This is a genomic window from Novosphingobium aquae (assembly GCF_037572715.1).
Taxonomy (GTDB): Bacteria; Pseudomonadota; Alphaproteobacteria; order Sphingomonadales; family Sphingomonadaceae; genus Novosphingobium; species Novosphingobium aquae.
The window spans coordinates 1-25,667 of record NZ_JBBHJY010000006.1 but is presented as its reverse complement, the minus strand read 5'-3'; the positions used below and the strand labels follow the sequence as shown (position 1 = coordinate 25,667).

26 protein-coding genes and 1 tRNA gene are annotated in these 25,667 nt (G+C 63.7%); 6 read left to right on the top strand and 21 right to left on the bottom strand.

The genetic code is table 11. The features are described 5' to 3' along the window. The first annotated feature begins 113 nt into the window (after positions 1–113). A complete protein-coding gene (locus WG900_RS12255) occupies positions 114–1,529 on the top strand; it encodes a L,D-transpeptidase family protein (protein ID WP_339967465.1) in 1,416 nt (471 codons plus the stop codon). 197 nt (positions 1,530–1,726) lie between these two features. Here WG900_RS12255 and WG900_RS12250 read toward each other — a convergent pair whose 3' ends face one another. The 8 genes from WG900_RS12250 to WG900_RS12215 form a co-directional block, all read right to left on the bottom strand. Continuing rightward, on the bottom strand, positions 1,727–2,419 hold the full coding sequence (locus WG900_RS12250; protein WP_339967464.1) for a murein L,D-transpeptidase catalytic domain-containing protein: 693 nt from the start codon (positions 2,417–2,419) through the stop codon (positions 1,727–1,729). Positions 2,420–2,521: 102 nt separating this feature from the next. Next, the gene (locus WG900_RS12245; protein WP_339967463.1) at positions 2,522–3,016 is read right to left on the bottom strand and encodes a GNAT family N-acetyltransferase; all 495 of its coding nucleotides are present in this window, start codon (positions 3,014–3,016) and stop codon (positions 2,522–2,524) included. Between the two features lie 33 nt (positions 3,017–3,049). Further along, positions 3,050–3,568: a retropepsin-like aspartic protease family protein gene (locus tag WG900_RS12240; RefSeq protein ID WP_339967462.1), complete on the bottom strand. Its 519-nt coding sequence runs from the start codon at positions 3,566–3,568 to the stop codon at positions 3,050–3,052. Between the two features lie 70 nt (positions 3,569–3,638). Beyond that, complete coding sequence (gene ispG, locus WG900_RS12235; RefSeq protein WP_339967461.1) at positions 3,639–4,772, bottom strand: flavodoxin-dependent (E)-4-hydroxy-3-methylbut-2-enyl-diphosphate synthase; 1,134 nt, start codon at positions 4,770–4,772, stop codon at positions 3,639–3,641. Positions 4,773–4,833: 61 nt separating this feature from the next. After that, entirely contained in the window at positions 4,834–5,898 is a 1,065-nt protein-coding gene (locus WG900_RS12230) for a transporter family protein (protein WP_339967459.1), read from the bottom strand. A 38-nt stretch (positions 5,899–5,936) separates the two neighbouring features. Next, a complete protein-coding gene (locus WG900_RS12225; RefSeq protein WP_339967458.1) occupies positions 5,937–6,329 on the bottom strand; it encodes a hypothetical protein in 393 nt (130 codons plus the stop codon). 42 nt (positions 6,330–6,371) lie between these two features. Further along, positions 6,372–6,893 (bottom strand): GNAT family N-acetyltransferase, encoded by a 522-nt coding sequence (locus WG900_RS12220; protein ID WP_339967456.1) that lies wholly within the window; start codon positions 6,891–6,893, stop codon positions 6,372–6,374. Then, positions 6,890–7,357, bottom strand: a complete 468-nt coding sequence (locus tag WG900_RS12215; RefSeq protein WP_339967454.1) for a GNAT family N-acetyltransferase — start codon at positions 7,355–7,357, stop codon at positions 6,890–6,892. Before WG900_RS12215 ends, WG900_RS12220 begins: the two co-directional genes overlap by 4 nt. Before the next feature lie 224 nt (positions 7,358–7,581). On the opposite strand from WG900_RS12215, the gene WG900_RS12210 reads away from it, so the two are divergent. After that, positions 7,582–8,031: a hypothetical protein gene (locus WG900_RS12210; protein WP_339967452.1), complete on the top strand. Its 450-nt coding sequence runs from the start codon at positions 7,582–7,584 to the stop codon at positions 8,029–8,031. A 122-nt stretch (positions 8,032–8,153) separates the two neighbouring features. On the opposite strand, the gene WG900_RS12205 is transcribed toward WG900_RS12210, so the two are convergent. From WG900_RS12205 to WG900_RS12175, 7 genes are read right to left on the bottom strand one after another with little or no spacing between them, the layout of a single operon-like run. After that, positions 8,154–9,068: an RDD family protein gene (locus tag WG900_RS12205; RefSeq protein WP_339967450.1), complete on the bottom strand. Its 915-nt coding sequence runs from the start codon at positions 9,066–9,068 to the stop codon at positions 8,154–8,156. Next, positions 9,065–10,105 (bottom strand): stage II sporulation protein M, encoded by a 1,041-nt coding sequence (locus WG900_RS12200; RefSeq protein WP_339967447.1) that lies wholly within the window; start codon positions 10,103–10,105, stop codon positions 9,065–9,067. The genes WG900_RS12205 and WG900_RS12200 overlap by 4 nt, the downstream gene beginning before the upstream one ends. Beyond that, on the bottom strand, positions 10,105–11,424 hold the full coding sequence (locus tag WG900_RS12195) for a DUF58 domain-containing protein (protein WP_339967758.1): 1,320 nt from the start codon (positions 11,422–11,424) through the stop codon (positions 10,105–10,107). Before WG900_RS12195 ends, WG900_RS12200 begins: the two co-directional genes overlap by 1 nt. A gap of 41 nt (positions 11,425–11,465) precedes the next feature. Beyond that, entirely contained in the window at positions 11,466–12,440 is a 975-nt protein-coding gene (locus tag WG900_RS12190) for an AAA family ATPase (RefSeq protein WP_339967446.1), read from the bottom strand. After that, positions 12,437–13,780 (bottom strand): DUF4350 domain-containing protein, encoded by a 1,344-nt coding sequence (locus tag WG900_RS12185; protein ID WP_339967445.1) that lies wholly within the window; start codon positions 13,778–13,780, stop codon positions 12,437–12,439. The genes WG900_RS12190 and WG900_RS12185 overlap by 4 nt, the downstream gene beginning before the upstream one ends. After that, a complete protein-coding gene (locus WG900_RS12180) occupies positions 13,777–14,439 on the bottom strand; it encodes a hypothetical protein (protein ID WP_339967444.1) in 663 nt (220 codons plus the stop codon). The genes WG900_RS12185 and WG900_RS12180 overlap by 4 nt, the downstream gene beginning before the upstream one ends. A 47-nt stretch (positions 14,440–14,486) precedes the next feature. Continuing rightward, positions 14,487–15,398 (bottom strand): prephenate dehydratase, encoded by a 912-nt coding sequence (locus WG900_RS12175; protein ID WP_339967442.1) that lies wholly within the window; start codon positions 15,396–15,398, stop codon positions 14,487–14,489. A 110-nt stretch (positions 15,399–15,508) separates the two neighbouring features. Between WG900_RS12175 and WG900_RS12170 the strand changes: the two genes are divergently transcribed. After that, complete coding sequence (locus tag WG900_RS12170) at positions 15,509–16,117, top strand: c-type cytochrome (RefSeq protein WP_339967441.1); 609 nt, start codon at positions 15,509–15,511, stop codon at positions 16,115–16,117. A gap of 192 nt (positions 16,118–16,309) precedes the next feature. Here the strand turns inward: WG900_RS12170 and WG900_RS12165 are convergent, their stop codons facing one another. Together WG900_RS12165 and WG900_RS12160 are read right to left on the bottom strand one after the other, a co-directional pair. Continuing rightward, on the bottom strand, positions 16,310–16,975 hold the full coding sequence (locus WG900_RS12165) for an RlmE family RNA methyltransferase (protein ID WP_339967440.1): 666 nt from the start codon (positions 16,973–16,975) through the stop codon (positions 16,310–16,312). Beyond that, the gene (locus tag WG900_RS12160) at positions 16,975–18,195 is read right to left on the bottom strand and encodes a Ppx/GppA phosphatase family protein (protein WP_339967439.1); all 1,221 of its coding nucleotides are present in this window, start codon (positions 18,193–18,195) and stop codon (positions 16,975–16,977) included. The genes WG900_RS12165 and WG900_RS12160 overlap by 1 nt, the downstream gene beginning before the upstream one ends. 141 nt (positions 18,196–18,336) lie before the next feature. On the opposite strand from WG900_RS12160, the gene WG900_RS12155 reads away from it, so the two are divergent. Together WG900_RS12155 and WG900_RS12150 are read left to right on the top strand one after the other, a co-directional pair. Beyond that, positions 18,337–18,410, top strand: a tRNA-Gln gene (locus WG900_RS12155). Between the two features lie 311 nt (positions 18,411–18,721). Continuing rightward, a complete protein-coding gene (locus WG900_RS12150; protein ID WP_339967437.1) occupies positions 18,722–19,639 on the top strand; it encodes a nucleotidyltransferase and HEPN domain-containing protein in 918 nt (305 codons plus the stop codon). A gap of 212 nt (positions 19,640–19,851) precedes the next feature. Here the strand turns inward: WG900_RS12150 and WG900_RS12145 are convergent, their stop codons facing one another. From WG900_RS12145 to WG900_RS12130, 4 genes are read right to left on the bottom strand one after another with little or no spacing between them, the layout of a single operon-like run. Next, entirely contained in the window at positions 19,852–21,297 is a 1,446-nt protein-coding gene (locus WG900_RS12145) for a serine hydrolase domain-containing protein (protein ID WP_339967435.1), read from the bottom strand. Then, positions 21,297–22,241 (bottom strand): alpha/beta hydrolase family protein, encoded by a 945-nt coding sequence (locus WG900_RS12140; protein ID WP_339967433.1) that lies wholly within the window; start codon positions 22,239–22,241, stop codon positions 21,297–21,299. Before WG900_RS12140 ends, WG900_RS12145 begins: the two co-directional genes overlap by 1 nt. Beyond that, positions 22,238–23,614, bottom strand: coding sequence for an MFS transporter (locus tag WG900_RS12135; protein ID WP_339967431.1), 1,377 nt, complete (start codon positions 23,612–23,614; stop codon positions 22,238–22,240). The genes WG900_RS12140 and WG900_RS12135 overlap by 4 nt, the downstream gene beginning before the upstream one ends. Beyond that, on the bottom strand, positions 23,611–24,150 hold the full coding sequence (locus tag WG900_RS12130) for a hypothetical protein (protein WP_339967430.1): 540 nt from the start codon (positions 24,148–24,150) through the stop codon (positions 23,611–23,613). Before WG900_RS12130 ends, WG900_RS12135 begins: the two co-directional genes overlap by 4 nt. A 115-nt stretch (positions 24,151–24,265) precedes the next feature. On the opposite strand from WG900_RS12130, the gene WG900_RS12125 reads away from it, so the two are divergent. Continuing rightward, positions 24,266–25,159 (top strand): LysR family transcriptional regulator, encoded by an 894-nt coding sequence (locus WG900_RS12125; RefSeq protein ID WP_339967429.1) that lies wholly within the window; start codon positions 24,266–24,268, stop codon positions 25,157–25,159. The last annotated feature ends 508 nt before the right edge of the window (positions 25,160–25,667 follow it).

Sequence of the window (25,667 nt, the reverse complement as noted above, 5' to 3'; positions counted from 1 at the left end):
CACGCCTCCGTTCATCGCAGCGTAAGGGCCAAGGTGTTGATGCAGACGCAGCAAACGGGCATGAAGCGCGGGCCACTTCGGCATTTCCCCCCGGCAAACAGGATGGGTACCAAATGAAATTCTCTCGCATGGCGCAGTTCGCAGCGGTTACGGCAATGGCGCTTGCCATTCTGCCGGCCGGCGCCATCGCTCAAAGCTCCGCCCCTGCGCCCGTCGCTCCCGCAGCGCAGCCGGTTATCGTGCCCGCGCCGGTCGCAACCTCGCCTTCGGCACCCGCCGCGAAACCGGGCGAAACGGCTGCACCCGTGACGGCAACTGTCCAGCCGCTCCCGGCCCCCGCTCCGGTTGCGCCCGATCCCAACCCGGTGATGGCGTGGTCACTGGCCAATGCCAAGGCACTGGCGACGGTGATCGAGGGCATTGGCAAGGAAGGCCTGACCCCCGCCGATTACCAGCCCGCCGCGCTGCGCGCCGCGATTGCTAAGGGCGAAGGGCCGGAGCTCGACGCCGTTGCCAGCAAGAGCTTCACCTGGCTGACTGAAGACCTGCGCGATGGCCGCACGCCGATGAAGGCGCGCGTGCAGTGGTTCGCGTTTGACAAGGACATGGACGTCAATCCGACCGTCGCGGTGATGAGCCGCGCGCTAGACAGCGGCGACATTGCCGGCACGCTCGCCGCGCTCAATCCCACCTATCCGGACTATGCCGAACTGCGCGATGCCCTCACCAAGGCGCCGGACGCCAAGACACGCAACCAGATCCGCGCCAACATGGACCGCTGGCGCTGGCTCAGCCACGACCTCGGCGAATATTACCTGATCACCAACGTGCCCGAATTCCAGCTGCGTCTGGTCCGCAAGGACAAGATCGTGCGCACCTATCGCACGATCGTCGGCAAGCCGGGCCGCACAGCAACGCCGCAGCTCTCCGAAATGGTCGAAGGCGTGGTGTTCAACCCGACCTGGACTGTTCCGCAGTCGATCGTGAAGGGCGAAGGGCTCGGCGCGCAGCTGATGGGCAACCCGGCCTCGGCCAAGGCGCAGGGCTATGTCGTGACCAAGGGGGCAGACGGGATGATTACCGTTGTCCAGCAGCCCGGACCCAAGAACGCGCTGGGCCTGATGAAGCTCGACATGCCCAACGAGCACGCGATCTTCCTGCACGATACGCCGAGCCGCGGCCTGTTCAACTCCGCCTCACGCGCGCTCAGCCACGGCTGCGTCCGCACCGAGCGCGCGACCGAGCTGGCGATTGCCCTTGCCATCATCGGCGGCGGCAAAACGGCCGACGAAGCCGCGGAAATCAGCGCTTCGGGCGTCTATACCAAGGTGCCAATGGCAAAGCGCCCGATGCCAGTCTACATCGGCTACTTCACCTATGCGAAGTCGATCGATGGTGTGATGAAGGCCTTCCCCGACATATACCTGCGCGATGCTCCGGTCCTCGCCAGCCTCGCTGCTCCGCGCCAGCTCAAGACCGCCCAGCGCAAGAGCACTGAAGCGGTGATCAAGCTCGACAACCCACTGTGAGGTGAGGGGGGCGCAAATTCGCTCTCCCCCGTCATCCTGAACTCGTTTCAGGATCCATCGTGCCTAACATCCCGCCGATTGTGCGGACGCGCAACTGCGCCGTTAGCTCAACTGACGCGGAACCGTGCCCAAGGCGAAATGGATCCTGCAACGAGTTCAGGATGGCGTTGTTTGGGATCGATTGGTCCGCCAGGCCTTCAAGTCAGCGTAATGCGGTCCGCGAAAAGCAGGCGGCCGTTCGACAGGTGCACCAGCGCCTGGTTAAAATCGCCGGGAGCCATGGCGAAGCAACCCTCGCTGCGGCCAAGTTTACCGAACTTGGCTATATGCTGGGGCGCGGCATAGGCGGCGGGGTGCATGACGATGGCGCGTTGCAGCGCGTTCGAATTGTCGCGCTCCATGCCTTCCAGCCGGATCGAGGTGCCGTATTTGCCGTAGTACCACTCGCAGGTCAGGTAGCCGCCGCGCGACGTGGCTTCCGAGCCGGGCACGTTCGAGAATGAGTGCAGGAAGCCAGAATGATCGGGGTCCGATCCGCGCCCGTGGCAGACGCGGAACGAATCGATGCGACCGGCTTCCAGATTGACGAAGTGGAAGCGAGGCAGGGTACTGGGCCGTCCGAAATCGGCAATGCCGGCAATATCGGTGCGCCACAGCTTGTTGCCCGCGCGCTCGATTTCGCGCCGGGCAATCTCGATCAGGCGGGCGTTGTAGGCAGGATCAAGCGGGGCTTCCATCGGCAGCGACGGCACAATAGGCGCGGGTTCGACCGGCACGGCGCCGGGCGCGACCGGCGCAGGGTTCTGCCCGGGCACACCGAACGCCTTGTCGAACTCACCTTCCAGCGGGCCAATAACCGACTGCGCAAGCGCGCGCGTCAGCGGTGCCACTATCGCACCAGTGGCAAGGCACCCAGCAAGGACGCTCCGTCTGTTCATGACCCCCGTCATAGCACGATCAGATTAAGTGAGCCTGTATCGATTCGCCAAGTGCTAATCGGCGGGAGAACCTGCAGCCGCGCCCAATTGATCCAGATTCGCGCCATCGAGCCGCATCACGGTCCAATCGTCCATGCCCCGCGCACCCAGTTTTTCATAGAATCCTATGGCCGGCGCGTTCCAGTCGAGCACCGACCATTCCAGCCGGGCGCAGCCACGCTCCACCGCGAGAGCCGCAAGATGCGCGAGCAGGGCCTTGCCCAGCCCGGCCCCGCGCGCCTCTGGCCGGACGAACAGGTCTTCTAGGTAGATCCCCGGCAGACCTTCAAAGGTCGAAAAGTTATGAAAAAACAGCGCAAATCCCTGCGCCTTGCCATCCACCTCACCGATCACGACTTCGGCATAGTGACGCGCGCCGAACAGCTTCTCACCCATGACCGCCTCGTCGAAACGCACCGCGTCCGACAGCTTTTCATATTCGGCGAGGTCACGGATGAACTGCGCGATCAGCGGCAGGTCGGTGCGGGCGGCGGGGCGGATGGACAGCATGGATGCATGCCCTAGCCGGGCCGCGCGTCCGGCTCAATCGTGCGAAATCACCATGCGGTCGCCGCGCATCTCGACCTTGCCGAACTTTCGCAGCACCGACTGGCCGAGCAGGTTGGTCTGCAGCCCCTCCATGACCACGACATCGAGGTCGCGGAAATGGCGGCCTCCGACTTCGAAATCATCGATTCGCATCCGAACGCCCATGCCCTCGCCCGAAGCGGTCTGCATCAGGGCGGTGAAATTGGCCGGATCGACCGACAGTCCGGCACCTTCGGCGGTCTCGATCGTCAGCGCGACGACATCGGCGCCGGTATCGATCAGGAAGCGTTCCTCCGCGCCGTTGACCTTTGCCTTCACGTGGAACTGGCCCGAGGAATCGCGCGGAATCTGGATCTCGCCGGCCTCTCCGGCGCTTTCGGCAAACATCATGCCCCTTGGCGAAGGCGGGGCGCTGCTCGCCGCGCCGCTCGGCTCGGCCCGGGCTTCACCGCGCGGCGCGAACAGCTGCACCAGCAGCAGCATCGATGCGATTGCGCTCAGGGCAAGGATCATCAGGCGGGTCACGCGATAAACGTGCCACCGCAAGGGTTAGGATTTTACCAATGGGCGAAGTTGGCAGCGCTCAATGCGCCCCGTCAGCGCCGCCGACATCGGTCGTCGCCGCTTCAAGCTCGGCCGCTTTCGACTCCACCAGCGACACGATATGATCGAGCATTGCCTCGCTCGACACGTGGTGGTCGGTCACGCCCGAAAGATAGACCATGTGCTTGCCATTCCCGCCGCCAGTGATGCCGATATCGGTTTCGCGCGCCTCGCCGGGGCCGTTGACCACGCAGCCAAGGACCGACAGGCTCATCGGCGTCTTGATGTGACCAAGCCGGTTTTCCAGCGCCTCGACCGTGCGGATCACGTCAAAGCCCTGCCGCGCGCAGCTGGGGCAGGACACGACGCGAACGCCGCGGGTGCGCAGGCCAAGGCTCTTGAGGATTTCGAAGCCGACACGGACCTCTTCTTCCGGCTCGGCGGAAAGCGAGACGCGGATGGTGTCGCCGATGCCCGCCCACAGCATGTTGCCGATGCCGATCGAGCTTTTCACCGTGCCGCCGATCAAGCCGCCCGCTTCGGTAATGCCAAGGTGCAGCGGGCAATCGGTCGCCTCGGCCAGCCCCATGTAGGCGGCGACGGCGAGGAATACGTCGCTGGCCTTCACCGCGACCTTGTATTCGTGGAAATCGTGGTCCTGCAGCAGCTTGATGTGATCGAGCGCGCTCTCCACCAGCGCTTCCGGGCACGGCTCGCCGTATTTTTCGAGCAGGTCCTTCTCAAGGCTGCCGGCGTTGACCCCGATGCGGATCGAGCAGCCGTTGGCCTTGGCTGCGCGTACCACTTCGGCAACGCGCTCGCTGGAACCGATATTGCCCGGGTTGATCCGCAGGCAGGCCGCGCCCGCATCTGCCGCTTCCAGCGCGCGCTTGTAGTGGAAATGGATGTCGGCAACGATCGGCACCTGCGCGGCGCGCACGATCTCGCGCAAGGCGGCGGTGCTTTCTACATCCGGGCAGGACACGCGCACGATATCGGCCCCGGCATCCTCGCAGCGACGAATCTGGTCGATCGTCGACCTGGCGTCGGAAGTCAGCGTATTGGTCATGGTCTGCACCGCAATCGGCGCATCGCCGCCGATGGGTACCTTGCCGACCATGATCTGGCGGCACTGACGGCGCGCGATATCGCGCCAGGGTCGGATGGAGGACATGGGGCGCATATAGGAGCCGGGAGCGGCAAGGGCAAACCCTCACCGCTCCCGTTCCATCTGGTCAGAACATCAGGCTGGCGGACAGGTTACCGCTGAACTTTCGCGGCAACTGGATGCCGTTCAGATCCTGAAGAACCGGCAGAGCTGCTTCCAGCCCCAGCCGCACGCGCTTGGCGACAATCAGGTTCGCGCCGAGCCCGGCATCAATCCTGGTGCCGCCGTAATTGCCCTGAAGGTCGGGCGGCGAGGCATGGCCGTGCGCGCCATTGTAATGGCCCTGGATCGTGCCTTCGCGGGAGAAGGCAATCCGCGACGAAAGGGACAGGTTGCCGGTAACCGGCTTGCTGGCCCAGGCCGTGGCGGTGAAGCGGTCGCCAAAGCGGAAGCCGCTCTTGTTCGCGTCCTCGACCCGGAACAGATAGGCCACCTGCGCGCCCCAGCCAAAGCGCCGGTTCGCGCCGTGCAGCGTGAACGAGGGGTTGAGGTCCCAGGTGCCCGAACCGCCCTGCATCATATAGTGGACATAACTGCCCGAGGCATTGCGTCGGCTGACGCTGCCGGTGGGGGCCGAGACCATCAGCCCGGCATGAACCGAAAGCTCCGGCCGGCGCGACAGCGATACCAGCGCACCGAACTGCGTGTCGCCCAGCCCCTGCACGCTGTGCGCCATGGTCTGCCCCGGCATCAGCGTATGGCCGCCGTGGCCGCTGGCCATGCCGCCCGCCATTGCCGGCAGGCCCTCCATGGTCATGCCCATGCGCATCCAGCTGGGCACCAGCATCAGCGTCACCCGATCATTCGGCGCATACATGACGTGGAGCATGGCCATGTCCATGGTCATCGCGCTGTCACGAACGGAATAGCCGGCAGCTGCGACCTGCGCCGGGGTCAGGTCCGTGGTGCCGGCCCGGTTCGCGCCGCCATAGCTTTCGTGCATGGCCATCAGGCCGAACATCCAGTCGCCCTGCTTGTGGACGTGGTCGGCCATGGTCCCGGCGGGGCCGTGGGCATCGGGGCGCAGAGCGGTGACGGCGATTTCTTCGGACGAATTGTCCTGCGCGGCGGCAGGAATGGCGCATAGCGCCAGCGGCAGCGCAAATGCGCTACCCAGCTTGGTAACAGTCATGATTTTCTTACTCGCTTGATCGTTGAAAAGGGTGCGGATCAAGCGGCGTAAGGGGGTCCCGTGGCAGGCGGGGTCAGGCCACGGACAAACGGCAGCGCAGCGAAGGCCGCGATGCGCGCGTGTTCCTGCGGCTGGGTCAGGGGCGGCGGGGCCAGCGCAATCACCGGGGGCAGGTCGGCGGCCATGGCGGGGGCCGTGCCGAAGGGGCAGGGGTCGCGCGATGTCGGCGATGCTGGCCCGCGCCCTTCGTGCAGCGAGCCATCGCGTTCAAGCACCATGGCCATCGGCCCGCTGCCCGAGCAGATCTCGATCCGGATGCCGCCCTGATCGGCCACCGGCATCCAGCCAGCGGGAACCGCAGCGCGCACGCAAAGCGCCAGCGCGGCAAGCAGCCACAGGATTACAGGGAACTGGCGCGCGGATCGGGTCACGTGGGCCAAGCCGCTAGGCCCGCGCGGCTCGGGACGCAAGCGTCACATTAACCGGGCAAAAAGGAATTCGTCGTCAAGCTGCTCACCGACACGGAACTTGATGTCGGCGACTTTTGCGAAGCCATAGCGCGCATAGAACTTCTGCGCGCCGTGATTGCCACTCCACACCGAAAGCTGCACTTCGTCCGCCCCTCGCGCGGTGAATTCGGCCATGGCCCAGTCCATCAGCGCCTTGCCGATGCCCATGCCGGTCATCCCGGCGGCGGTGTAGAGCTGTTTGAGTTCCAGCACGTTTTGCCCGCGCGCATGGTCCGGGAAGCCGCAGGTCAGCCCCAGTTTGCAATAACCGGCCAGCGCGCCGTCCTGTTCAGCCAGGCAGTAAAGCCGCGCGGGATCGGCCAGTTCGCCGGCAAGCGCGTTGTGCGAATGGGCTTCCTCGAGAAAATCGGCGAGGTCTTTGGCCGAATACATATGGCCGAAAGTCGCCACGAAACTGTCGATCCCCAGTTTTGACAGAGCCGGAATATCTGCCGGTGTGGCGGCGCGCAGGATAAGTTCGCTCACAAGGTCCTCGTCATGAAATAGCTGAACGGGTCAGGCTCATAGTCCGAGAATGGACCGCATTCTTCGAACCCGTGCGCGGCATAGAGCCCGCGCGGCGCAGCGAATTCGTCGCTGGTCCCGGTTTCAAGGCTGAGCCGGCTGTACCCGCGCGCTTTGGCCTGTTCGAGAAGATGGACGAGGATTGCCTTGCCCACGCCCTTGCCCCGGTAATCCGGGTGAGCGCGCATCGACTTCACCTCGCCGTGGACGGCATCAAGATGCTTGAGCGCGCCGCAGCCGGCAAGGTGTTCGCTGTCCCATGCCGACCAGAAGGTTACATCCGGCGCGCGCAGCCGTTCGACCGACATGGCGTGGACCGAGCAGGGCGGCGACCACGCGTGCATTTCGCGCAGGTGCAGGTCGAGCAAGGCAACAATCTGGTCGCTGGCAAGACCGTCCTCAAGGAAGCGCAGTGTCTGGGTCACAGGTGCTTGATGCGTTGCCCGCGCGGCCAATGCAAGCCGGGCTGGCGAGTCGCTGCAAGATGCTGAATCGATGTGATTCGTAAGCTTTGACTCAATTTCGTTGCGATCGTAACCTGATTCCACTTCGGGATTAGGAATTGGGTACGCGCCGATTCTGGGGGACCGGCGGGAAAGGGGACCATTTTCGGTCCCGGTCGCAACTGCCGAATTCGGGAGTAGATGCCATGTTCAACGTTCGTCACGCGGCTTTTGCCGCTGCTTCGCTGTGCCTCGCCTTCGCTACGCCGCTTCAGGCGCAGGATTCCTACCCGCTTGAAGATGGGGACTTCGTCGAGATCAGCGCCATCCAGATCGATGATGGCCATTCGCTCGACTATGCCCAGCACATCGCCGGAATGTGGCGCAAGGGGCAGGATTTCGCCAAGGCGCAGGGCTGGATCACCTCCTACGAGGTGATGGGCAACATGTACCCGCGCAAGGGTGAGCCCGACGTTTACCTGATCGTCCGCTTTCCCACCTTTGCCAGTGCCGCTGAAAACGTGAAGCGCGATGCGGCCTATCGCGCGCACATGCAGCGCACCATTGCGCAGATGGAAAGCGAATCGGGCGACCGCGCAAAGTATCGCAAGCTGGCCGGATCGATGTTGCTGCGCGAATTGCGTTTCAAGAAGTAATTTAGCCCGAGCTCCCGTCCGGCGGCAGGCCGGGCGGGAGAACGCTTTACGCGGCTTGTCTCTGTATCAGCTCTGCTGCGACAGGCGCGGCACCGGCCCGCTCCCACTTAAGTGGAAAGACTTTACGCCCACTTGTCCACCTTGCGCTTGCCCATCCGCATGCCGCCTTCCAGCCGCGCGCGCAGCTGCGCATAATAGGCTTCGAGGAAGGCGTGTTGGTCGCCCGAGCCGGGGTCCCAGCCGATCTTGCGGCAGATCGCCTCATGCACGGCCACCAGAGCCTCATGCCGGTTCTCGCGCAGAACACGCTCCAGCGTCTGCAATTCGTATTCGCCGTAGATGGCCAGTTCCCGCTCGCCAAAGCGGTACTGTGCGCCAGTTTCACGGCTGGTCCCGTGGTGTGCCGCACCTGTGGTGGAGAGCACGGTTTCCAGCCGCTGGCGCGGTGCTTCGACCACCCAGGTGCCGGCGATCAGGTCCCCGGCGCGAAGCGAATCGCGGTTGAACAGCGGGAACAGCGCGAAGACCAGGAACCAGCAAGCCGCCGCAAAGCCGGCAAGGCCCATTTCCCCGCTCGATGCCGCCAGCATGATGCTCACCGGCAGGAACAGTTCGATGTCGCGCAGCAGGTTGCGGGCGAGCACCATTTCGGAGGTGAGCCGCCCGCCATCGCGCGATGCGATGCGGATGCCGACCGCCCTCTTTCCCCATGTCGCGCCGCGCGGGCCCAGCTCGAAGAACATGAAATAGGCGTTGCGGAACAGAAACATCGCCGCGAACCACAGGATCGCCAGCAATTGCAGCGCGCTGCCGGCCGCGCTCTTTTCGACAAATTTGCGATCGAGTTCAAACACCCCGCTGGCGAGGTAGACGAGGAACAGCGTCGTCGCGATCTGCAAGCAACCGATGATCACGAGATCAAGCGCCAGCGCCCCGAAGCGCGCCCCGCGTGTAGCAACTGTCAGGTTCAGCGCGATGCCCTCGGGCGTCACCAGCCCCCGTTGCCGCCCAGCTTTTAGCGCCTTCGCGTCCTTCATGCGCCGATCACTTCACGCCGGCGCAGGCCGAAGAAATAGGCGCACCACAGCGCCAGCATTGTCATGCCGACCATGTAGCGCCCCTGCGTGTTGTCGATGAGCTGGCGGGCAAAGCCTTCAAGCAGCGCCGCCAAGACCAGCATAAGCACCACCCCAGCCATGACTGTCGCCGCACGCCGGCCCGCCGCTGCCGCCGATTGCAGCACGCCCCGGTGGCCCGGAAAGGCGATCGATCGGCCGATATGCAGCCCGGCCGCCCCAGCGAGCAGGATGGCGAACAGCTCGGTCGTTCCATGGACCGAAATCCACCCGCCGAAATCCCACAGCAGGTTCTGCCCGCGATAGAGCCACATCATCGCCCCCAGCGTCGCCGTGTTCTGCACCAGCAGCAGCAGCGAGGGGATACCGAAAGCAAAGCCCAGCGAGAAGGCCAGGATCGCCACCTGCGCATTGTTGCTGAACAGGTAAGTGGCAAAGACCGACATCGCCGGCTGGTCGGCATTGCCGAACAGCGTGGCTTTAAGCACCTCATGACTGGCACCGGGCACCCGCGTATCGGTGAACTGGCCGGGCACCAGCGAATAGTACCACGAAGGCTCTGACGCGACGAGCAGCCAGCCCACCAACGTCCCGGCCACCATCACCGCCAGCGCCACCAGAATCTCGAACCAGATGCCGCGCACTGCCGCCGAAAGCCCGCCGCCAAGGAACTGGCGGAGCCACGCGGCAAAGCCGGTGCGCGGGCCATAGACGAGGAACCACGCGCGCTGCACCAGCGCATCGAGATAGGCCAGCGTCGCCGCATCGAGCGAGGTTTCGCGCGCCACCGACAGACTGGAAGCGACCGTGCGGTAGAGCACCGGCAGGGCGAGCAGGTCTTCGTCCGGGATCTTGCGCAGCCGCCCCGATTCCATGCGGCTGACGATGGCCTCCAGCCGCAGCCAGTCCGCCTCGCGCTCCAGCCGGAAGCGGTCGGAACGCAGGGCTGCGGCCTCGATTGCGCGGTCGCCGGAAAGCACCGTTGGAGCCTTGGCCATCAGCCGATCCTCCCGGCGCGTTTGATATTGAGGTAAGCGTCGATCACCCGCATGCCGATCTGGTCCCACGGCACTTCAACCACGTCGACGCCGATCTGGCGCAGTCGCTGCAGTACCAGCGCGCGCTGACGCAGCAGGCCGTCGGCAGCCACCGCCATGGCGAGCTCGCCCATGCCGTCCGGCGCAGCCCCGGCGATCTCGTCCAGCTCGGCATCGGCCATCGTCACGAACAGCACGACATGGCGCGACACCAGCCGCGTCACCGATTCGATCATCAGTTCGGCGCTCGTCGGGTCGGTAAAGTCGGAAAAAATCACCACAAGCGAACGCCGCGCCAGACGCGCCGACAGCGACGCGAGGGCGAGCGTGAAATTCGGCTCCTGCGCATGGTAATCCAGCCCCGCGGCAGCGCGCTGAAGCCGGTGGAAATCGCGCGCATCGGTGACGAAAGGAGTCAGCAATTGAGGTCGGGCGGCAAAGCCGTAAAGCGCGACGCGGTCCCCACCCTTCAGCGCGACATAGGCCGTGGCCAGCGCCGCCGAGACCGCGCGGTCGATGCGCGGCAATCCAGCAACCGGCTCGCACATCGCCTGACCGCAATCGAAGGCGAAGACGATCGGGTTGTTGCGCTCGTTCTCGTACTCCTTGGCGTAGAGATGCATGTGCCGGGCCGAGGATTTCCAGTCGATCCGGCGGCGGTCCATGCCGGGCTGGTAATCGGCCAGCGCCTCAAACTGCGTACCCTCGCCGCGCATCCGGCGGGCAATCAGCCCGAACTGCGAATCTTTGAGGAAGGCTTGCAAGGCGGGTGAACGCACAGCGGCAAGATTGGGCCACACGCGCATCGCCTGATCCAGATCGATCTCGCGCTGCCGCGCCCCGATCCCGAGCGGCCCCTGCCAACGCAGCCAGCCCCGCGTGATCATGGCCGAGCCGCGCCGGCTGGGGGTGACCAAGGACGAGCCATGCCAGACGGAGGCCTCACCCTCGGTCCCGCGCTGCAAAGCAAAGTCGAGCCGACCGCCCGAAGCAATGCGCGGATCGAGCGCCAGCGACAGGTCTACGCGGCCCGTAACCCGGCCCGGAAGGTCAGCCAGCGCGGCGATTCGTGCCGGTTCACCCACTTCGCAATCGCCCGGCGCGATCAGCCGCAGACCGCCGAACGGTCCCGCCAGCAGCGCATCGAATAGCACCAGCGCCAGCAGCGTCAGCCCGAGCGCCGGAATGACTGGCCATGCCGCCGGAGCCGCCGCCGCGACGACCAGCGCCGCCGGGGCTGCGAGTGCTGCCAGCAGGGCCGCGCGCACGGTCGGGACCATTCCCGAACCGCTGCGCGCTTCCGGACTGGCGAAGGGCAGTTTCACCGCGGCGCCTCGGTACGCTCGACCAGTTCAGCGACCAGTGCCTCAACCTGCTTGCCTTCGATCTCCGCCGCCGGCGAGAGCAGCAGGCGGTGCCGCAGGACCTGCGTGGCGAGCGCCTTGACATCGTCGGGCACCACATAGTCACGCCCATCCAGCGCGGCGCGGGCGCGGGCGGCATTGGCCAACAGCACCGCCGCGCGCGGGCTGGCGCCCGAGGCGAGGTCGGCGCTTTCGCGTGTTGCCCGGACCAGCCGCACGACGTAATCCACTATGCTTTCCGCCAGCGTCACGCCCTTCACCGCCTGAGCGGCTGCATCGAGCGTGGCGGCATCGGCGACCCGGGCAATACCGAAGTCCGCCACCCGTGCCGGCCCGGCACGCTCCCCGAATCGAGTGACAATCCGCGCTTCTTCGGCGGCGCTGGGATAGGTCACCAGAAGCTTGAACAGAAAGCGGTCGAGCTGGGCTTCGGGTAGCGGATAGACCCCCTGGCTCTCGATCGGGTTCTGCGTCGCAACGACCATGAAGTGCGGCGCGAGGTGGTGGACTTCGCCGTCCAGCGTGACGCGGCGTTCCTGCATGCCTTCGAGCAGCGCGGCCTGGGTCTTGGGCGGGGTGCGGTTGATTTCATCCGCCAGCAGAAGGTCGCAGAAGATCGGTCCACGCGTCAGGGTGAACTGGCTGGTCTGGAAGTTGAACAGGTTCGAACCCAGAATATCGCCCGGCATCAGATCAGGCGTGAACTGGATGCGCCCGAAGTGAAGTCCAAGCGTGGCGGCAAAGCACTGGGCGAGGAAGGTCTTGGCGGTTCCCGGCGGCCCTTCGAGCAGCACGTGCCCCTGCGCCATCAGCGCGACCAGCAGGCCATCGACTGTATCGGCCTGACCGACCACGGCCTTGGCCACTTCTGCCCGTATGGCGTCGGCAAGGCTGCGAACTTCAGCCAGCGACATGGGGGCGGCATCAGTCATCGTTTCAGGGTCCTTTCTAGGGCGAACAGGGTATGCGCCGCGCGAACCAGGTCGATCGGGCGGCGCGCCGCGTGCATCCGGGCGACGGCTACGGAAAACGGCATTGCATCGGGATCGCGCGTCGCCAGCGCCCGGTCGATCGCGGTTTCGGCAGCGGCGGCGTCGGTGTGGCGGGGCAGCGACAATTGCCCCGCCAGCCGGTCACGCACCAGGGTGGCATAGGGCGCGGCGAGCAGGTGAAGCCGCCCGGCCCGGCGCACGAGGCCCGCCGAATTGCTCACCAGCGCGCGCTTGCCGAATGCGATCGCCCGCCCTTCGACCAGCGGCGGGCCATAGCGGCGGAACGCGCGCCAGCCGGCGATCAGCGCGGCGAGCAGCAGGCAGAAAGTGGCAGCACCGAAAGGCGGCTGGAACGCCAGTGTCAGCAGGTTCGGCGCGGTCTTGAACCCGTTGAGCGTCAGATCGAACACCACCGGCCCGCGCTCGCCTGCCGAGGCAAGCGACACCAGTTCCAGCGCCAGCAAAGCGCGCGACCGGTCAGCCATCGCCCAGTTGTTGAGCAGGTCGGGTTCGGCGACGATGATGACTGGATATAGCCTCTCATCCTCGCCTAGGCTTTCCACTTCGGCGGCATCGGCGAGATCGGGATAGTAGCCTCCATCATCGAGGTAGCCGGCCAGCTCGGCCCCTTGCGAATCGCGGACCAGCGTCACCATGCGCGGCGCAATCACGGTCTGGACGCTCTTGTCGGGCAGCCAGCCCGACAGGCCCAGCCCCTGCCACGAGGGCCGGTCCGCGGAATGCTTTTCCACCTTCGGGGAAAGCGCTTGCGGCTCAAGGTCCTTGCCCCAATCCGGGCTCTCGGCCTCTTGCAGGGCGACCCAGCCCTTCTTCGCCTTCCCGCCGCTGGCCAGCGCCATCAGCTCGGCCGGCATGGTCTGCCACTTGGGCAGGACAAGGATCGTCGGCCCGATATAGCGGCGATCCTTGATCAGCTTTGTGATCTTCTTGCCATCGGTAATGTGCGGCGGGGTGAGGATCACCAGCCCCGGCTGCTGCAGCCCGGTTTCGTTGCGCGCGCGGGTGACCTGATAACCCTGCGCTTCGAGCAGTTGGGCAAGGCCGGCAAAGCCCGTGAGGCCATTGCTGCCGGCGTGGGCATCGGCGGTATTCTCGGGCCGGGTGGTCAGCCCCGCACCCAGCATCCACAACAGCGCGACGAAGACGACGGCGCCGAACAGCACCATGGCGAGCACGGCGCGCGGATTGAACGGGCTGGAGCCGACAGCGTGGGGTGCTTCGGCAGCAGTCATGACGGCAGAGACGGTGGGCGCGCTCATGCGGAAATTTCCGCCAGCGCGAAATCGGCATAGGCTGTGCGCGCCGCCTGCCAGTCATCGGCGCCCAAGGGAATCAGCGCGAAGAAGCTGCGTTCGACGCGCACGGCGATGGCGGAAAATGCGGCGCGGGCGCGGTCGGGCAGCGCGCCGTTGCCGGCAATCTCGCGCGCGGTCGTCGCCGGGTGAAGCAGGCCGGGGCGCGCGCGGGCGATCTGGTCAACCGAGCGCTGGAGCAGCAGGTGCGTCGCCTCGTCAAACCGGCCCTCCGCGGCGAGCCGGTCGGCATCTTCGAGCAGGGCTTGCGCGGCGGTGCGGTCAGGCGTCCATTCGTCCGGCACCTCGGCCGCCTTGGCCACGCGGCGCGCCTCGATCAACGGGGCGACGATGCGCCAGACCAGCAGCAGCACACAGGCGCCGATGACCAGCCCCATGATCCACAGCAAGGCCGTGGTGTTCAGCCCCAGCAGCTTGCCCAGAGGGGAAAGCAGCTTTTCAAGGAAATCCATGATCGCCTGCAGCCAGGCCGGCGGTTCGGGCGGCGGCTTGGGCTTGTAATCGACCGGCGCAAACTGGATGTCGCCCGCCTTGCGCAACTGTTCCCAGTCGCGCCCGACGTGGCTCGCAGCCGAACCAGCGATTGCAGATGGACCCCCTGACACGCCTCAGTGGTGGCACGCCGCGCCTTGCGGCGCAAGCGGTGTGGCGATCAGCCGCGGGCGCGGGCCTGCGGGTAGGAACCAAGCAATCGCAGATGCTTGCAGTGGAACGCCACCTCCTCCAGCGCAAGGTCCACCGCCGGATCGCCCGGCTTGCCAATGATGTCGGCAAAGAACATCGTCGCGGCAAAGCTGGCGCCTTTCTGGTAGGATTCCAGCTTGGTCATGTTGACGCCGTTGGTGGCAAATCCGCCCATCGCCTTGTACAGCGCGGCGGGCACGTTCCGCACTTCGAAGACCAGCGTGGTCATCGCCGGCCCGCCTGAAAGGTCGGTCGCGGGATCAAGCGGCATATTGGCCAGCACGACAAAGCGCGTGGTATTGTCCGCCGCGTCCTCTACCTCTTCCTCGACGATTTTGAGGCCATAGAGTTCAGCGGCGATTCGCGGTGCAATGGCGCAGGCGGCAGGATCGCCCTGCTCCTTGACGAAAGCGGCCGCGCCGGCGGTATCGGCATAGGCCATCGGCACGATGCCCCGTTCGCGCAGATAGTGTCGCGACTGGCCGAGCGCTTGCGGGTGGCTGTAGGCGGCGCTGAACGGCCCGGCGCTGCCATCGGCGCGCGGCAGGCCCATCAAGGCATGGGAAATCCGCAGGAAATGCTCGCCAATTATATAGAGCCCGCTTTCCGGCAGCAGGAAATGAATGTCGGCGACGCGCCCGTGCTGCGAATTCTCGATCGGGATAATCGCTTTCGCGGCGCGGCCTTCCTTTACTGCATCAAGCGCGTCCTCGAACGAAAAGCACGGCAGCGGCAGGCAATCGGGCGCATATTCCATCGCGGCTCGGTGGCCATTGCAGCCGGGCGCGCCCTGAAATGACACGGCGCGCGAAGGGTCGGCGGCGGCGGCCTGTTCCATCTCGGCAACAAGCGCGAGGGCGGGTTCGGGAAAGCTGTGCATCGCCGCGGCGCTTAGAAGGCTTCGCTTTATCCCGCAATGGCTCTTGCGCTTAGGACGGGGCGACACTAGAGCGCGCGACAACTGCCAATAGTGAACCCTGGGGCTCATCGATGGACGACCGTTTCAACACCACTGCCGGCTGGGTGCTCGGCGCCGGCATTATCGCGCTGGGCCTCTCGAGCATCAGCAGCCGCTATTTCCACGCGGACAAGTCGCACCGTCCTGAAAAGATGGGCTACGAAATCGCGGGCGTCGTTTCCAGCGAAGGCGGAGCTGCGAAGGAAGAACCGATCGAAGCGCGCCTTGCCGCTGCCGATCCGGCCAAGGGTGAAGCCACCTTTGCCAAGTGCAAGTCGTGCCACACGATCGATGCGGGCGGCGCCAACGGCATCGGCCCGAACCTCAACGCCACCATGGGCAAAGCCGTCGCCGGCCACGCCGGTTTCGCCTATTCGGATGACCTCAAGAAGGTTGGCGGATCGTGGGACTGGGCCAAGATGGACGCCTGGCTGAAGAACCCCAAGGCCATGGCTGCAGGCACCAAGATGACCTTCGCCGGCCTGTCTGACGGCGCTGAGCGCGCCAACGTGATCGCTTACCTCAATGCGCAGGGTTCAAACCTGCCGCTTCCCGCCGTTCCGGCTGCAGAAGCTGCCGAAGCGCCGAAGGAAGGCGAAGCCGCCGCATCGGGCGCACCGGAAGCTGCTGCGAAGAAGTAAGCTTTCGACGAACGAAATTCAGAGGGCGGGGCCGCGAGGCTCCGCCCTTTTCGATTGGGGCAAAAAGACCGCTACTACCGGACAACGTCATCCTGAACTTGTTTCAGGATGATGACGGTGTTGGGGAACCCGATGCTTCTGCCGTTTCGATGAGGCCAGCGGTCCCGGATCAGGTCCGGGACGACGACAGGTTTACGGCCGCCCCTTGAACCCTTGCGCGATCACATACCACTCCGACGAATCCTTGCGGCTAGCCGGCGGCTTGGCGTGCTTCACGCTCGAAAAATTGCGCTTGAGAATCGCCAGAAGGTCCCCATCCGTGCCCCCGGCGAAGACCTTCGCAACGAAAGCTCCGCCCGGTTCGAGTGTGGTGATGGCGAAATCGACGGCGGCTTCGACCAGTCCCATCGTTCGCAGGTGGTCGGTCGCCTTGTGGCCCACTGTGTTCGCCGCCATATCCGACAGGACGAGGTCGGGCGGGCCATCCAGCGCTGCTTCGAGCGCGGCGGGGGCTTCGTCGTCCATGAAGTCCATTTCGAACAGGATCACGCCCTCGATCGGATCGGTCGGCAGCAGGTCAATGCCGACAACGCCGGCCTTGGGACTGCGCTGACGGACGATCTGGCTCCAGCCGCCGGGTGCCACGCCAAGATCGACCACGCGTTTCGCCGACTTGATCAGGCCGAAGCGGTCATCCAGTTCGGCCAGCTTGTAAGCCGCGCGGCTGCGATAGCCATCGGCCTTGGCCTGCTTGACGTAGGGATCATTGAGCTGACGCTGCAACCACCGCGTCGAGCTCGCCGTGCGGCCCTTGGAGGTCTTCAGCTTCTCGTTGGGATTCTTGCCCGAGCGGCTCATTAGCGTTCCAGTTTCTGCAGCACGGCACGGGCATGGCCGGGGTGGCCGCCTGATGCCATGAGGCTCCTGAGGATACCTTCGCGAATCCCGCGATCGGCGACGCCGAGCCGGTCGGCCGGCCAGAGGTCGAGAATGGTTTCGAGAATCGCGCAGCCCGCCACCACCAGGTCGGCGCGTTCGCGGCCGATGCAGGGCAGCTCGCGACGCTGTTCGGGCGACATCGACGACAGTTTCTCGCTGATCGCGCGCATGTCCTGCGACGGTACGATCAGGCCATCGACCGCGCGGCGATCGTATTGGGGCAGATCGAGATGCAGGCTGGCGAGCGTGGTCACCGTGCCGCTGGTGCCCAGCAACCGCAGCTCGGTGATCGGCCGGCTCAGCCGCTTGGGCGAAATACGTTGGGCAAAGTCGGCGAAACTGTCGCGCACCAGCTTGCGCATGGCCGCATAGCGTTCGATTCGCGCTGCTTCGCCCTCGCCTTCCTCGCCGCAGGTCTCGGACAGCGAGACGACGCCGTAAGGCACCGAGTGCCAGTCGAGGATGCGCGGCACGGTCGGCCCGCTTTCGATCAGCACCAGTTCGGTAGACCCGCCGCCGATGTCGAAGATCATAGCCGGGCCTTCACCCGATTCGAGCAGAATGTGGCAACCCAGCACGGCCAGCCGCGCTTCTTCCTGCGCGGTGATGACGTTGAGGTGGATGCCGGTTTCTTCCCGCACCCGTTCAATGAAATCCATGCCGTTGCTGGCGCGGCGGCAGGCTTCGGTGGCGACCGAGCGGGCAAGGTGGACATTGCGTTTGCGCAGCTTTTCGCCGCAGACCCGCAGCGCCTCAACCGCACGGTCCATTGCTTCGTCCGACAAGCGGCCCGACTGCGCCAGGCCTTCGCCCAGCCGCACGACGCGGCTGAAGGCATCGATCACGACAAAGTGCTCACCCGAAGGACGCGCGATAAGCAGCCGGCAATTGTTGGTGCCAAGGTCTATCGCAGCATAAGCCTGCCGCAGTCCCGCCCTTGGCCCCGCGTATTGCTTGCGCGGCGAGGCATCCGGCGAATCGCCGCCTTCTTCCGGTAAGCCACCGGAAATGCGCGGGCCTTGGGATGGGCCCTGATGCGGAATGGGGCTGCCGGAAAATCCTTCCGGTGTGCCGCGTCTGCCTTCCGCCTCGCTGTGCCCAGCCTCCTCGCGCATTGCCGGCGGATGGTATTCCGCCATGGTCAGTTACTCGAACATCGTTTCCCCGCCCCAAGGGCAGGCATCGCCCGCCATCGTAGAGGTGAGGCGCGCATGGGGCAAGCAATGGTTGCAAATGCGCTTGACCCCACCCGGACCCGGCATTAAGCGCGCGCACTGCATTGCCCCGTCGTCTAATGGTAAGACACCGGATTCTGATTCCGTTTATCGAGGTTCGAGTCCTCGCGGGGCATCCATTCAACCTCTATTAACGTGATGATATTCATCCGTTAATTTGAGTTTGACGTTTGGACGTTCCCTCTTCAGTTCCCACATACGATTGTGGGTCGCGAATCCTTGGATTGCCCCTTGCGGTGATTCCCTCAGCGGATTTTGGGAATTGCAGGTGACAAACTGCGTCCAACCGCGACCGCTAAGTGGTAGGCAGGGCAAAGTCTTGGCGCAGGTCAAGCGAAAGCTGCGGGTGCCGGGATTACCTCAATTATGGCGCATTTTGTGCATGCGCCACTGGGCAGGCCGGGTTCTGCTCTGCTAGCATGAACGTCTGATGCGCACCGACCTTGATCACCTTCCGGCCAACAAGAAGCGCGAGCTTGAGCGTGTTGTGCAGATCCTGTTCGAAGAATTTGGCGACGCCTTCGCGCTGGCGAAACACGAGTGGAAGAAGCAGGGACGGATCCTCAAGGTGATCCTCTACGGCTCTTACGCGCGGGGCGGGTGGATCGATGAGCCGCACACCGCCAAGGGCTACAAGTCCGACTTCGACCTGCTGATCATTGTGAGCGACAAGCGGCTGACCGACCGGGTGAAGTACTGGGCCAAGCTCGATGAGCGGTTGATGCGCGAATATGGCATCACCGGTACGCTCTCTACGCCGGTCAACTTCATCGTCCATACACTGCAGGAAGTGAACGACGGGCTAGCCCATGGCCGCTATTTCTTCATGGATGTCGCCAGGGAAGGCATCGCGCTCTACCAGAGCGACAACATCGAACTGCACACGCCAAAGCCCAAGACACCGCGGCAGGCGCTGGCCATGGCAATGGAATATTTCGAGGAGTGGTTTCCCTCATCAATGCGAAAGTTCAAACTATCGCAAGATGCGGTCGAGCAACAATTCTCGAAGGAAGCTGCGTTCCTTTTCCACCAGACGACAGAGTCACTTTATCATTGCGTGCTGTTGGTCTGCACCTTCTACACCCCGCACGTGCACAATCTCGGGTTCCTGCGCACTCAGGCCGAGCGGCTGGATCGGCGCCTGACTTACGTCTGGCCCGCCGAAAACCGCAAGCAACGCGCACTGTTCGAGAAGCTCAAGGAAGCCTACGTCAAGGCGCGATATTCGAAGCACTATCGGATCAGCGACGAAGAACTGGCTTGGCTCGGCCAAAGGGTCGAAGAACTTGGCCAGGTTGTCCACGAGGTTTGTGCAGAGCGGATCGCGGAGTTGGAACACGAAGCTTGAGGACGCGCAATTGATAAACGGCTGCAATTGCGGACAGTCGGGTACCTCTTTTTTTCAGCGCACGTTGAGAATTGCTGCCATTCTAGTTGATGAATGCGAGCAGCACTCAACGTCCTCCACAGCGGTCACATTTGACCGTAGTGCTCAAAAGGCCACAATCGGTACTTGAGCCGAACGAAAAGTTACATTGCGGTTCTTGACCATTGGCCGATCTAATCGGCGACCCTAATGGCAACATTCGTCCGCGCGCCGAACGATAGCGTCAGCGTTTCAGCTCTCGATTCGCGCGCCGCATCACTGAGGGTCAACTTGCTATCCGGCGAGAAGAGCTTCCCCTCCGTTGCTGGTATCAAGTCACGTCCGATATGCCCGTGTCGCGCCCAATAGAGTCCGCCGACGCGGCGGGAGATGACAAAGCGTTCGGACGGGAAGTCGCGAAGCTGGTAAGTGCCAACGAAACGAGCGGCAATAGCGTCGGTCAGCGGAATCGCGCTTTGCACCGGCGCTGGGATGCGGTCGGGCCAGCCATACGTATCGCCGATCGCTCGAAGAACCTCCGTATTGAGCCATCCACCCTGGTCGGCATTGTTCATCACAACTGCACCCTTGCAGGAGTCAGGATACAGGATGAACTCTGAGGTGAAGCCGACGTTGTGACCGGTATGGCCAAAGTGCCGGGCTTGATCAGGAGACCCCAGATCGACCCCTAGACCCCAGTTTCCGAGGCCGCGGGTCATGAGTTCGCGCGCGCTGGCGGCGCTCAGCACGCCGCCGGCCTCGCCGCGCACGGAATGCGCAATCGAGATTACGAACCGCGCCAACTCATGGGGCGTCGTCCACAAGCCGCCGGCCGCCAGTTCGGGATTTTCGCGCCACCCCCCTTCGAGTGGCGAACCATCCGGACCAACAGCACGCGCAGCCAAAAGGCTATGCCTCTGATCGAGTGGGTGTGAGAAACTGCCTTCTTTCAGGCCAAGGGGTCGGAAGACGAGCTTTGAAACGAGCGCCGGGTAGGCTTCACCCGTCACGTCCTGCATCAACGCCTGCGTTATGTAGTAGCCGCCGCCCGAGTAGCGCCACGCTGTTTCTGGTGCATGTTCGACGCGGATCGAGGCAGTATTCGCGGGCGGACGCCCTTCGAGAATTTCACGCAAGGTGGGTAGTTTTGATCCGCGAGGATAGCCAATCCCGCCTTCTTGGTTGATCCCTGCGGTATGGCCAAGAAGTCCCCGCAACGTGATGCTGCGCCCTGCGAGTAACGGGCTTTCGGGCAGATGCCAACTTGTCAGGCGCGCACGGATATCCGCGTCGAGTGAGAGCCTGCCCTGCTCAACCAGCTTGAGCGCAGCCACTGCCGTCACCACCTTGCTGATCGACCCTGCCTGGAACAGCGTGTGCCGCGTCACCGGCTCGCCGCCCGGCGCTGCATTTCCAAAGGCGCGAACCTCGATGATGCGGCACTTGTCGATTACCGCCACGCTCAGGCCGGGGACGGCATAGTGAGCCATCCGATCTTTGAGTCGGAAGCGTTCACTCTCGTGCCCAGCTATGGTGATTGAACGCCGCAGTGCGTGCGTGAAATCCCGCGACGCCGCATTGACCGCGCTGGCTGAAATCAGCGCGCAGGCAATAAGAGCGGTGGGGACGGATCGGTGCATCACGGCTTGGCCTTTGGTGTGATGCGAAACTGTTGCCGGAAAAATGCGATCACGGACTTATTAAAGGAGTTATGGAATGCCCTGCGGTCGAAACCTGGCTTATCCTGGCACAGGAACGGAGGTGTTTCAGGAGTACACGGCGCGAGGAAGGAAAGGTGCACGGCGTCGCTTACGCTGTGGAACTCGGGAGGCTTGGGTAACAGCCGCTGCACGATCGCGGCGTTGCTTTTGAAGGGCACCGTTTCATCCGCACTCCCCACCCATAGCTGAATGGGCACACGCACCTTGGTGAGTCCGGCAGGCTCGAACGCGAAGCCGATGCCAGGTGCGGCGATGACTGCTGCGGCGATGCGTGCATCATGAGTCCAAACGGGCGGCGTGGTAACTGTTTGCGGAGCCATGATGCGGCAGACGAATTCGGGAGAGGCTGCGCAGTGCGGCGCGATACGCGCGAGGTCGGGCTCGCCCCCAATCGTGATCAGCGCCGTGGTCGCGCCGGCTGAAAGACCATATATACCGATTTTTCCGGGCGCGATGCGTGCATGCCCCTCCCACCCACTGAGCATATGGTCGATCACCTTGCTCACGTGCCGGGAGCGGTCGACGAACCATGCGGGCTTTCCGACGTTGCTGTCGTCTTGGAAATTATCGCCGGGGTGCATCGGCGCGACGACGACGAAGCCCGCCTCGGCCAGTGCCTGCGCCGTATCGACATGGCTGAGCGCCCCCCCGCCCGTGCCGTGAGAAATCACGACCAACGGCAGGCCTGTGCCAGTAGATGGCGCCCAGATCACCACCGGGATTGCGGCATATCCGGGGTCGCCGACGCTTGCCGGCGTAACCTTGATGGGAATTGTAGCAGCGATCTCCGCCTTTGCGGCGGTGGGCGGCGTAGCGCTGATCGCGGCCAAGGCGAGTGCCAAAGCAGCTGAGTACTTTTTCATTGGGGCCCTCCTTTCAAGAATCGTGAACAAGTCAGTTTACCTCGTACTGGAAATAATTCACTCGCACTTGTGAGTGCTGCGACCAGTGCAAAAAGCGATGCCAGCGCAAAGCCGATGCGCGGCGCGATTGCTGCGGGAATGCCTGCGAGAAGTAGACCAATGAAGAGTGCACCCAGCGTCTGTCCAATGAGCCTTGCACTGCCTTGCATTCCGCCAGCGGCGGCGCTGCGATGGGGCGGTACGCTAAGGAACAGGGTGCGATTATTGGGCACCTGAAAAAGTCCGAAGCCGAGCCCGCTCAGCGCCGCGCCAATTGACAGTGGAGCAAGGCTCGCTGCCGTTGGCCAAAGCGCGGAAAGCATCAGGCCAGATGCCAGCGCTAGTCCACCAACAACGCACAGCGGCGCCGAGCCGAACCTTTCGGCCAGCCGGTTGGCGATCGAACTCGTCAACGCGACGGTGAGTGGCCAACAGGTCATAACCAGACCGGCGTTCATCGGTCCTTGGTCCAGAGCGAGCTGGAGATAGAAAGGCAATGCGAGAAGCCCTGCGGACTGGCCCGTAAAGCAGAAGATGGAGGCGAGAACGGCAACTCTGAACGGGCGCAGCGCCAGCAAGTCTACGGGCCAGAGTGGCGCTTCATGCGTTCCGTGTCGCTGCACCAAACCGATGCCGAGCGCGATCACAGGGCCGACTAGCAAAGCAGCTGTGGCTGGATGCGCAATCGCAAGACCCGCAACGGCTAGGACCATTGAAATGGTGGCTGCGTGCAGTGCAATGCCTACCACATCGATCGGTTGCCCATCCTTCGGAGTTTCGGGCAAAGCGCGCGTCGCCAAAAGCGCGACCGCGCACAAAGGCAGCTTGGCAAGAAACAGCCAAGGCCAAGGTGCAACTGACAGGATTAATGCGCCCACGATTGGCCCAGCCGCTGAACAAAGCGCGACGGTCAATGCGTTCCAACCGATAGCTTTGCCGAGAAAGTCGGGCCCCAAGGCGAGGCGCAGTAAGGCGATACCGAGCGCCATAATCGTCGCACCTCCCAGGCCCTGCACTGCCCTCGCTGCGACCAGCACCGCCAGGCTAGGGGCGAAGGCGCAGGCGATCGAGGCGGCGCCGTAGAGCGCGAGACCACCAGCGAACAGACGGCGATGGCCAAGGCGGCCAGCAAGATGCGCTGAAGGGAGAAGGCCAATTAGTAGAACGGCCTGATACCCACTGACCACAAGGATCACCTGCCCGGGAGCCGCGTCTAGCGAAGCCCCAACAGTTGGCAAGGCAACATTGAACAGCCCTGCATCGAGCACCACTAGCGCCATCGCCGAAAGCACAGCCATGACGCTGAGGCGTTTCTGGGCGCGCGTACGGATCATAATGTCGGGGCAAACCATTCACCGTCGCGCTCGACAAAGCGCGTGACGCGGCGCTCAACCTGATCCTCGTGACGCAAATCGCGTTCAGTGAAGCGGAATACCAACGCATCGGAGCTGAGGCAGCGCGTGTCGTGGATGTCGCCAGGCAGATAGGCACGTGCCCCTCCGGGGCGCAGCAACTGCGTTTCGCGCCTGATCAGCCGATCGCCATGCGCATCGACCACTCGCCCATAAGTGCCGATCTCCAACTCGCCAGATTGAACGGCATAGACCACCCAGGCTCTTCCGTGGTCATGAGGCGGACGATAGAGGCCCTGCTTCTCAGCATGAGCGAGCAACATGAAGCTGTTGAACTCGCGGTGAAGTTCGCGCGTAGCGGGCCGTTCTGCGAGCAGGCCAGCGAGCCATGGCTCAGTCTCTGCGCTAGCGGTAAGCACATTCATGCGAGCGCGGCAGCTCTCGACCAGCGGAGTGCTGATCGCACCCCATTCGGCTTGCACATCGGCGACGAACTGCTCCAGACTTCCGCAACTCATGGCTCCATTCTCCTTGGCGAGTGGTGATGAGCCAATGGTTAGCTGCGCCACGTTTTGTGCAGAAGACGCATCATTTGCATTTTATAGTTGCATTCGACGCGCTATGTTGCAGCGGATGCTGCCGCCCGATTTCAACCTGCTGCACACGCTTGATGTGCTACTGAGTGAGGGCAGCGTCACGCGCGCGGCAATTCGCCTGCAACTCAGTCCCTCAGCCATGAGCCGGCAACTGGCCCGGCTTCGTGAGGCAACGGGAGATCAATTGCTTGTTCGTGCTGGCCGCGGTCTCGTCCCCACCCAGCGTGCAATCGACATGAAGGATAAGGTTCATGCGCTGGTTGAAGAGGCGATCATGCTTTTGCGACCTGCCGACAGGCTTGAACTGGCGACACTCGAACGCACCTTCACTTGTCGGATGAGCGATGGTTTTGCCGAGACCTTCGGCCCGCCTCTGATCGAGCGCGTGCAGCAGGAGGCGCCGTGCGTACAATTGCGCTTCGTGCGAAAGCTCGACAAGAGCAGCGATGGTCTTCGCGACGGTAGCGTCGATCTTGAAACCGGTGTGGTCGCGCGCACGGAAGGCCCGGAGGTCCGCACCCAAGCGCTATTCGTCGACCGCTATATCGGTGTGGTGCGCGGCGCCCACCCGCTGGCGAACGGTGCAGTCACTTTGGAAAGGTTTGTCGCCTGGAATCATGTAGTGGCATGGCGCCCTGGCATCGACTTGGGCGGTATCGACGAGACGCTGCGTGCAGCGGGTCGTGCCCGCAGCGTTATGACGACAGTCGATGGTTTCGCGGCCGCGCTTGCGCTCGCCCGCGGTTCCGATCTGATCGCGACGGTTCCAGAAATGCATACAGCAGCGCTACGCGATGGCATGTTTAGCTTCCCGTTGCCGCTAAAGGCGAATGCTTTTACAATTTCATTGCTATGGCACCCGCGGCTCGATGGCGATCCCGCACATCGTTGGCTGCGAGAACACGTGCTGGATGTGTGCCAGATGAAGTGAATTCACGCCTGAGACACGTTGCGCCTCGAAGGTGCTTGTCAGTGGTTCTTATCGAGAGCCTCGAAGACCATAGAGTGGGGGCTTCGCTCTAGATCTCGCAAGCAATCTACAAGGTTTGCCTTTCTGGCATGCTCAAGAACCAAGGCCGCATTTGGATGTCATCATCTGACAGCTTTTTGACTCCTATGTCAGCGGATAGGGACGACGGTTTTTGCGGACAAGTACGACCATAGGGTAATCGCGGGAGCGCCGGCTTTGACGAGGTCGGTTCGTTGATCGAGATTGCCGTCAGGGTGGTTGCCCCCCGATAAGATGAAGAACGGGCTCACGATGTGCACCGGGCCCAAGCATCTAATGGAGGACAACCATGGAGCAGTATATCGGCCTCGATGTTTCGTTGAAAGATACCTCGATTTCGGTTCGCGGAGGTGTGGCTGCTACCAGGCGATACCGGCCATGACAGATTTGGCGCGCGAACGATTTTGGCTTTGGTGAAGGAAGCTCAATG